Genomic DNA, 8461 nt, shown 5'->3' with positions numbered 1-8461 from the left:
GAGTGTGTATGCGCTCGCGGGGCTTCTCTATACGTTCTATCTATGCTCTAGCGTCGGCCTACGAACCAGTCCGACAGCTTATCGAGACGCGCCTGAATCTGCTCGGCAGAAGCCTGCGCGACCGCCGGGCCGCCACAAATCTTACGCAGCTCATTATGAATCACGCCATGCGGCTGACCCGAACGAATCGACCACGCCGCCACGTTCTTCGCCAACTTATTGCGCAGCGCCTTCAGCTGGCGGTGATCCACCACCGAAGGTGCCGCGGTTGCGGGGCGGCGAGCCGCGTGCTCACGCTGATGCGCGCGCAGCAGCGTACCGACCTGCTCGGCGTCCAGCAGGCCCGGAATACCCAGGAAGTCCTGCTCCTCCTCACTACCCACAGCAAGGTTGCCGGAGGCGAACTCGGCACCGTCGAAGAGCACGCCGTGGAAGGACGCCTCAGAGCCGAGCGCCTCGAACTTGCCGCGTGCCAACTGCTCGGAGGCGCGCTCCTCGCGGTTCGCTTCCTCGAGCAGGTGGTCGTCCAGGCCCTCGACCATGGGGTCGATTTCCTGGGGTGCGCCGCGGTCGAGAGCGTGGTCGCGCTCGACCTCCATATCGTTGGCGAGCATCATCAGCTGCGGCACCGAGGGCAGGAACACGGATGCGGTTTCGCCGCGCTTGCGGGCACGCACAAAACGACCGATAGCCTGCGCAAAGAACAGCGGCGTGCTGGTGCTGGTGGCGTACACGCCCACGGCGAGGCGGGGCACGTCCACGCCTTCAGACACCATGCGCACGGCGACCATCCAGCGCTGCATGCCCTCACGGAACTCGTCGATTTTCGCGGAGGCTTCGCGGTCGTCCGAGAGAATCACGGCGGGGTATTCGCCGGTAATCTTCTGCAGCTGTTCAGCGTAGGCTTTGGCGTCCGCGTGGTCGGTGGCGATGACGAGCGCGCCAGCGTCGGGCACGGTGCGGCGCACCTCGGTCAGGCGCTTGTCGGCGGCGGCGAGCACGGTCGGAATCCATTCGCCGTTGGGGTCCAGAGCGGTGCGCCACGCCTGGGAGGTGATGTCCTTGGTGAAGCCCTCACCGAGGTTTGCCGCCATTTCCTCACCTGCGGAGGTGCGCCAACGCATCTGGCCCGAGTACGCCATGAAGATAACCGGGCGCACCACGTGATCCTTCAACGCAGGACCGTAACCGTACGAGTAGTCAGCCTTGGAGCGGCGGATACCGTCGTTGTCGACCTCGTAGGTGACGAACGGAATCGGGGAGGTATCCGAACGGAACGGGGTACCGGTTAGCGCCACGCGGCGGGTCGCATCGTCAAATGCCTCGCGCAGGCCGTCGCCCCAGGAGAGGGAATCGCCGGCGTGGTGAATCTCGTCAAAAATCACGAGGGTCTTCGTCGCCTCGGTGTTGCGGGCGTGCAGCTGCGGCTTATTCGCCACCTGCGCGTAGGTCAGCGCCACACCCTTATAGTGGCGGCTGATGGTCACGTCCGCGTTCTTGAAGTTCGGGTCAATCGGAATACCAACCTTCGCGGCGGCGTCTGCCCACTGCTTTTTCAGGTGGTCGGTGGGTGCCACAACAATGAGCTGGCGGACCGTGCCGCGGTTGAACAGTTCCTTGGCGAGGGTCAGCGCGAAGGTGGTTTTACCCGCGCCGGGGGTTGCGACCGCCATGAAGTCGCGGGGGTTCGTTTCGAAGTACTTCTGCATGGCTTCTGCCTGCCAAGCACGCAGGTGCACGGAAGTACCCCACGGGGCACGGTTAGGATAGGCCGGGGAGAGCTTCGGCTTCACCATACTGTCGAATAGTGTAGGTTCCTCTGCGGGTGCGCTCATTCTCTCCTTCTTCCTCGTCTGCCTCTGCTAGTTGCCTCTGCCGACTCAGAGCTAGTTGCCTCAGCGCAGGCACCTCTCCCCCGTTAGGAGGTGGGCGTCTGGTGTTCCTGATGCTCTGGTGTTTCTGGCGGTCCGGGCACAGCGAGGTTAAATTCTAGCACCACATCCGCGGGTTGGGCCGGGCTGTGGTGCAAGAATTTGGTGCTCGTCAGCAAAGTCTCATGAGGCGTTTAGAACCTTTGGTCTTCGCTACTAAGCATGTTATTCAGATGTATTTATTCAGGCGTATTGCCCAGGTTGTATTGTCTGGGGTGTATTGCCTAGCGCGTATTATTCGCCGGAGCCGTTGTCGCCGTCGTTGCCGGGTGCGAGGCCTTCGTAGATTTCCTTGCACTGCGGGCAGACGGGGAACTTCTGCGGGTCGCGGCCGGGTACCCACATCTTGCCGCAGAGGGCACGCACGGGTTCACCGGTCAGTGCCGATTCGAGGATCTTTTCCTTGCGTACGTAGTGGGAGAAGCGCTCGTGGTCGCCGGGCTCAGAAAGCTGGGTTTCTTCGCGTTCGAGCAGAGCGGTGCCGCCTGCGGTTCCGGGGCCAAAGGGGTCTTCGATGCCTTCGATCGAGCTCATGTTTCTCCTTGATGATGAGGTGGGATACATAGGGTGAGGGGTGCCGCCGCATGGGTGGGCGGTCGGCGCCTTATCTATTTTAGTAGCTATTGGGAGGTGCTGGACCCCCGGGCGGTCAATATGGAGGTAGACCACAGCTGGGCCATAGACTCTTAGGTATTGCGGTGAGCTTCTTTCCGCTAGAAGTTCGGGCGGCACAGAAAAGGGGTTCCACGCCAGGCTTAGTACCTAACACGGAACCCTTCTCTTTTATTCCTGATGTGCTAGAGCTTCGACTCTTGCTAGTTTGCCTGGAAGCGTGCCACACGCTCCAGCATCTTGGAGCTGACCTTGTCGTAGCGGTGACCGCCCCACGCCACGCCGCCCACGAGCAGCGCGGCACCAATCAGCAGCTGAATCAAGCCACCATAGACGAGGGTCAGCACATCCTGCGTGACGAAAATATACACGACAACGGAGATACCGCCGGGCAGGGCACTGAGCATCACCAGAAATATAGAGAGCATCAGCAGCAGTTGCTTAGCAAAGCCGTCAGTATTCTTCGGGTTCTTAAACGGGTTAGCCCCGGGAGGCGCCACGGGCGGACTGATGAAGGTATCCAGCACACAGCCCATACCAGCCGCCGCAGCGAACACGCCCAGCTGGTGCATCAGCACAATGGGGACGAGTTCCAAGTGTCCGTTGGCTACGCAGGCAACAAAAATCATCACCACCACGACCGGAACCATCAGGATGCTGTAACCCCAAAGACGGCCGAGACGATCGTCAATACCGCGTAGCGGGGAGAGCACATGCAGGCTGAATGCGGTGTTGTCGTAGGAGACGAGGTAGCACATGTAGTAGCCGGTGAAAACGGTGCAGAAGTACATCCAGAATCCGAAGAGCTGCATGACGCCGCTATTGATAATCTGGTTGGCTTCAGCCGCGTTGATGCCATTAAAATCAACATGAGTTTTAACGGACCCTACAGAGCTCAGGAACAGCGGCATGCCCACCGTCAGTATCAGGTAAAGCATGGCGGTGCTTACGGTTAGCAACTGCAGACGGTTGTCTTTCATGAATGAGTGCAGGGTTCGTGCTGCCACGGCGCCACGCGGGGTTGCGGGGAACCGTGCAAACAGGCCCAAATCGCCTGCAGCGACTTCGGCAGCGCTGGCGTGGTGGGCGCTACCGCCCACATTCGCCATGGAGCGTGCCAGGTTCTTACCCCACAGCCACCAACCGCCGACCAGGTAGACGAGGGTCAGAGCCAGGCAGCCAAGGGCGGCGCCCATATTGCCGCTCGCCATAAAGTAGGGCACCGCAAACGCGGAGCCGAAGGGGGTCACGCTGAGCCACGGCAGGTAGGGCAGCACCTCTTCCCAGTGCTTGGTCAGGTAGGTTATCGTTCCACCGAAGATAAAGCCGGCGCTCATCATCAGTAGCATGGCAACGATCATCAGGGTGTTGGCGATGCGCGGGTTATCGTTCAGCGCCATGCCCAGGCGGTTAGCGAGGCGCGCCCACACCATGAGGTTCGCAAGGCCGAGCACGCAGCAGATGAGGTACACGACCAGCGCGAGCGGCTGCGATATAAACGTGATAGCGCCCAGCAGCACGGCAATGATGCTGGCGATGCCGGGGATACCCACGAACCCGCCGAGGAACTGGCCCTTCTGCAGGGTGGAGGGTTTGATGGGGAAGAGCACGAATCGGCTCTCGTCCAAGGTGCCGTCCAGTCCGCTAAAGAAAATGGGGACAATAGCCCAGGCGAGCGCAATAACCGCGCCTACCAGGAGGGTTCCGAGCTGACCGTATTCGGGTACCTCCGAGTTAGCGATAAAGTATGCGGAGCCGAGGCCGAAGAGCATACCGCCCGCGTAGAGCGCCGCAAAAATCAGGCCGATCAGTGCCCAGATGCTGCGGCGGAAGGAAGCGAGCACATACTGCCACTTTAGTGAGACGAGGTGCCCAACCATGACAATCCTTCCGAGGAGGTGCGGCCGCCGACCAGCTGCACAAATCGTTCTTCAAGGCTCACGCCGGCGCGTACTTCGTCGACGGTTCCGGCGGCGAGAATACGGCCGGAGTCCATGACGGCTACGTGGTCGCACAGGCGCTGGACGAGGTCCATCACGTGCGAGGAGATAATGACAGTTCCGCCGGAGGCAACGAAGCCACGCAGAATGTCCTGAATATTGGCGGCAGAAACCGGGTCGACCGCTTCGAAAGGCTCATCCAGGATCAATACGGAGGGCGCGTGAACGAGAGCGGCGGCGAGCGCAATCTTCTTGGTCATACCGGCGGAGTAGTCGGCAACGGCACGACCCGCAGCGTCGGTCAGGTCCATGGCCGCGAGCAGATCCTTAACGCGGGAGGCGACGGTTTCCTTATCGATTCCGTGCAGGTAGCCGGAGTAGGTGATGAGCTGCTCGCCGGTGAGCTTGTCGAAGAGGTGCACGCCGTCGGGCAGCACGCCCAGGTGTGCCTTGGCTTTGAGCGGGTCGGTCCACATGTCGATGCCGCGCACGTATGCGGTGCCTTCGTTGGGCTTGAGCATGCCGGTGACCATGGAGATGGTGGTGGTTTTACCGGCACCGTTGCGGCCGACCAGTCCGTAGAAGGATCCGGAGGGGATGTCGAGGTTGATGCGGTCGACGGCGACCTTCTGACCGAATGCCTTGGTGAGGCCGCGGATTTCGATGGCGGGGCGGGCGCCAGCGGTCGGTGCGGTCTGCGGGGTGACGGGTAGCTGCGGTGCTACCGATGCGGGAACTACAGCTTCTGGAGCTGCAGGCTCGAGGTTTGTAGCTTCCGGCGCTGCAAATTCGGGGACTATAGCTTGAGGTACTGCCGCGGCGGGGGTTGCCTCTACTGCGGTCTCTTGTACCGGGCTGGTCTCTTGTACCGGGTTCTGCGGTGAACCTGGTTCTTGCGGGTTCGGGTCCTGGGGAAAGTGACTAGTGTTCATATTTTCACCCTATCACCCTTGTAGAAAGGTCTACAGGCTTTGGCTATAAAACCCGCATATTACGCATCCGTCATGCAGTATATGGACATTCCGGGGCTCTACATATAGCGTCCTAGCGCGCTATCTGTCAGATTGGGCTGGCCGTTCTCCCCACCCTCAAAACCGCCAAAAACTGCAAAAACAGAACGGGCTACCGCCTACCCCGCAGCCCGAGTGCAGGGGTAGACGATAGCCCGTCCGTATTCAACGTTTCAGCCGCCTAGATTAGCCAGAGCTAGCTAGACCGGCTCATGACGTTTCCCGGGTGACAGCTATTTTTAGAACAGCGCCATGGTCAGCGCCGCACGCGCCTTGACGGTGCGCGGGTCAGATGCACCCACCACGTCGAAGAGCTGCACGAGGCGCTCGCGCACACGCGCCTTATCGTCGGGACCTACCGCGCTGAACAGGCGCAGCAGACGGTTGTATGCGTCCTCCACGTGACCACCGACCAGGTCCAGGTCGGCTACGTTGAACGCGGCGTCAATGTTCATGGGATCTGCCGCGGCCGCCGCACGTTCGGTTGCCATGTCCAGGTCCTTCACGCGGGCGAGCAGTTCAACCTGTTCCAGGCCGAGCTTCGCTTCCTTATCGCCGGGGTTCTCGGTGATTGCCTTGCGGTATGCGGCGCGGGCGCCCTCCAGGTCGCCGCGGTCAAGGGCGGCGACGGCTTCGGCATGCAGGGGCGGCAGGGGCTTTTCGTCGTCAGGAACGACCGGGTCAAAGCCGCCGGGCAGCTGGTACTGTGCCGCGAGCTGCAGAACCTGAGAGAGCACATCGCCGAGGTCTTCTGCGCTGACCGGGCCGGTGTAAATCGGTGCCGGGCGGCCCGCCAGAACAGCAACACCCGCGGGCACGCCGCTCACGCCGAATGCCTGGGCAGCTTCGGGGAGCTTGGTGACGTCCACGGCGGCGCAAATCATGCTACCTGCGGCGGAGTCAACGAGCTTCTGCACGCCTTCGAGCATCTGCAGAGAGGAGGGCGAGTGCGGCGCGTAGAGCGCAAAAATCACGGCACCCTGGCTGGAAAGCTGCACGAACTTCTGGAACTCTTCGGGGGTGTTGACCTCGTAACGCCAGGTGGGGGCGGAGGGGGTCTGCTCGCCGCCCTGTTCGCCAGCAGACTGTGCCGCGTTGGGGTTCAGTTCCATGGCGTTGCGTACGGAGGCGGGAATCTCCGGCGCTACCCCGTTCTGCGCTGCACCACCCTGCGCGACGTTACCCTGTGCCGCGTTCTGGGATGCGCCGCGGTCTGCCGGATCAAAAATAATGCTCATCCTGGGCTCCTTTACGTTCTGTACCTATTGTTGCGTGCAGGCTAGATCCTTCACGCGTTCCTTCCTCTATTATCCCCACAATGCGCCGTTGCGAGCGCGCGTTCCCTGCCGCCTACGCTCTGAGCTCATGCCGGGACTAGCGCTTAGGCTAATCCTTGAACAGCGCGCAGATACCTCTCCCACTTGCGCTCCCCTGCCCTGGGATTCGCCCTTGGGCTTCACTGCTGACGCCGTAACAAAGTAAACCAGCCGGTAGAATGGCACAGTAGAGAAAAAATACCCGGAAATGTTCCGGAAAGGAAGAGCATGAGCGAGAAGAAACCCTCAGCAGCTCCCGAAGAGACGACATCGTCCTCCGAGACACGCAAGAAGGAATCCCTCACCGATCAGCTAACGGAGACCTTCAGCGAGATAACCGAGAGCATTAGCCAGGTGCGTTCCAAGCGCCGCCGCGCGTCCATGCCTCCTACAGATACCATTCCGGTGGTCCCCTCCGCTTCTGAGGATGCGCCTCCCGCACCGAAGGTGGTCGGCAACGGCAAGACCTCGATGATGCATAACCCGGTCGCTTTTGGTTTCCTCATGACCGTGGGCGTGGGTCTGGCGCTCTTCGCCTACTACATTTTCAATAATGTAGGTGCCCTGGTGGGTTGGGTGACCGGCGCTATTTTCATTGCTCTGGGTCTGGACCCGATTGTGCGCCGCCTGGAGTCTTGGGGCATTAAGCGCGGTATCGGCGTGATTGCTGTGCTTGCTGGTTTTGCTGGCGCTGTGACCGGCCTGGTCATGACGATTGGCCCGGTCATTAGCGAGCAGGCGTCTAAGTTTGTCCAGTATGCGCCGGGTATTTATCAGAACACGATTGATTCTGATTGGTACCACGAGCTTGATCAGCGTTTTGACATCAGCACCTGGGTGAATGAGAACGTCCCGAAGTTCTTGGAATCAACGTTCTCTTCGTCGCAGGTCAATAGCTTCATGTCGAGCCTGGTTTCTGCGGGTTCTACCCTGGCGCAGAGCGTGACCGGCGTGATTATTGTGCTGTTCCTGTCCCTGTACTTCCTCACGTCAATGGACACGATTAAGGCGTGGGGTGTGCGTTTGGCGCCGGCGTCTAAGCGTGTGCGCGTCAAGTACATTACCGACAAGATTACTGAGTCGGTGGGTAACTACGTGATGGGCCAGGCGATGGTAGCCATTCTGAACGCCCTCTTCGCATTCTTCATAATGTTGTTCTTGGGCTTTAGCTTCCCGCAGTTGATGGCTTTGGTCGTTATGATTCTGGCGTTCATTCCGCTGGTTGGTGGCGTGATTGCGCTGATTTTGACCTCGCTGATTCTGCTGACTCAGGACTGGAGTCTGGCGCTGTGGTTTGCGGTGGCGTACTTCCTGTACTTGCAGGTGGAGGCGTACCTGATTTCTCCGCGTATTATGGCTCGCGCTGTCTCGGTTCCTGCCGGTGTTGCGATTATTTCGGTGGCTGCCGGTGGCGCGCTCTGGGGCGTGCTGGGTGCGCTGATTGCTATTCCGGTGGCAGCTTCCATGCTGATTCTGGTGCGTGAGGTGTTCATTCCTCGCCAAGATCAGCTGTAGTCACCTCCCAGCTGTAGTCACCTCCCAGCTGTAGTCACCTCCCAACTGCAGTCATTTCTAGGTTCTCTACGCGTTCCCTGTTTCTTCCACCGAGCAGGCATTTAAGACAAAAGGCGGCGGCTTTGGATGTTCTATCC

6 protein-coding genes are annotated in these 8461 nt (G+C 60.4%); 1 reads left to right on the top strand and 5 read right to left on the bottom strand.

What is annotated here, in order from left to right; genetic code table 11:
• Positions 1-47: 47 nt before the first annotated feature.
• The 5 genes from HXO69_RS08170 to HXO69_RS08150 form a co-directional block, all read right to left on the bottom strand.
• Complete coding sequence (locus HXO69_RS08170; protein ID WP_296546437.1) at positions 48-1835, bottom strand: DEAD/DEAH box helicase; 1788 nt, start codon at positions 1833-1835, stop codon at positions 48-50.
• Positions 1836-2165: 330 nt separating this feature from the next.
• Positions 2166-2465 carry a DUF3039 domain-containing protein gene (locus HXO69_RS08165; RefSeq protein ID WP_005506434.1) on the bottom strand — a complete coding sequence of 100 codons (300 nt, stop codon included), beginning with the start codon at positions 2463-2465 and terminating at the stop codon, positions 2166-2168.
• A gap of 281 nt (positions 2466-2746) precedes the next feature.
• Complete coding sequence (locus tag HXO69_RS08160) at positions 2747-4423, bottom strand: transporter (RefSeq protein WP_296546436.1); 1677 nt, start codon at positions 4421-4423, stop codon at positions 2747-2749.
• A complete protein-coding gene (locus HXO69_RS08155; protein ID WP_296546434.1) occupies positions 4399-5415 on the bottom strand; it encodes an ABC transporter ATP-binding protein in 1017 nt (338 codons plus the stop codon). The genes HXO69_RS08160 and HXO69_RS08155 overlap by 25 nt, the downstream gene beginning before the upstream one ends.
• A 317-nt stretch (positions 5416-5732) precedes the next feature.
• Positions 5733-6731 (bottom strand): co-chaperone YbbN, encoded by a 999-nt coding sequence (locus HXO69_RS08150; RefSeq protein ID WP_296546433.1) that lies wholly within the window; start codon positions 6729-6731, stop codon positions 5733-5735.
• 306 nt (positions 6732-7037) lie between these two features.
• On the opposite strand from HXO69_RS08150, the gene HXO69_RS08145 reads away from it, so the two are divergent.
• The gene (locus HXO69_RS08145; RefSeq protein WP_219101653.1) at positions 7038-8324 is read left to right on the top strand and encodes an AI-2E family transporter; all 1287 of its coding nucleotides are present in this window, start codon (positions 7038-7040) and stop codon (positions 8322-8324) included.
• Positions 8325-8461: the final 137 nt, after the last annotated feature.

It is taken from the genome of Rothia sp. (in: high G+C Gram-positive bacteria), from assembly GCF_015265375.1.
GTDB lineage: Bacteria > Actinomycetota > Actinomycetes > Actinomycetales > Micrococcaceae > Rothia.
Note: the sequence above shows the minus strand (reverse complement) of the source record. Positions and strands in the feature narration are given on the sequence as shown.